At 41.6% G+C, this 377-nt stretch carries 1 protein-coding gene; it reads right to left on the reverse strand.

What is annotated here, in order from left to right; translation table 11 throughout:
* Positions 1-143 precede the first annotated feature (143 nt).
* A partial coding sequence (locus tag EZM41_RS13710) for a hypothetical protein (protein ID WP_232619175.1) occupies positions 144-377 on the reverse strand: 234 nt, incomplete at its 5' end.

A 377-nucleotide genomic window follows, 5' to 3' on the forward strand; every position in this document is an offset into this window, starting at 1 on the left:
TGTAAAAACAATGTTCGTTCCAAGCATAATGTTTTGCAATAAATCCACAAACACTGCGCATTAACCTCCATTCATCAAAGATGAAGTTCAAGCCACTCAACTACGTAAAAATAAATCCAAATAAACCCTCTGGCAAAAGAATATTAAGAATTCTTGAGAATACAATATAAAGAAACAAACCTCCCCCTTCCCCGAAGAAGTACAACTTGCCCTTTCTCTGTAGCTTTTCGCCGACGGAAGTTATTTTCTCCCCATCTTCCTGTGCCAGAATGGACTACATCGGCCAATTCCAGCAGTTCGGAACGGTTCAACAGGCCAGTTATCGGCTTATTGGCCCATTCGCGGGGCAAGTTCAAAAACTTTTCAAGAGCGCTGTT

It is taken from the genome of Acetomicrobium sp. S15 = DSM 107314 (genome assembly GCF_016125955.1).
In the GTDB taxonomy this organism is placed as follows: Bacteria; Synergistota; Synergistia; order Synergistales; family Thermosynergistaceae; genus Thermosynergistes; species Thermosynergistes pyruvativorans.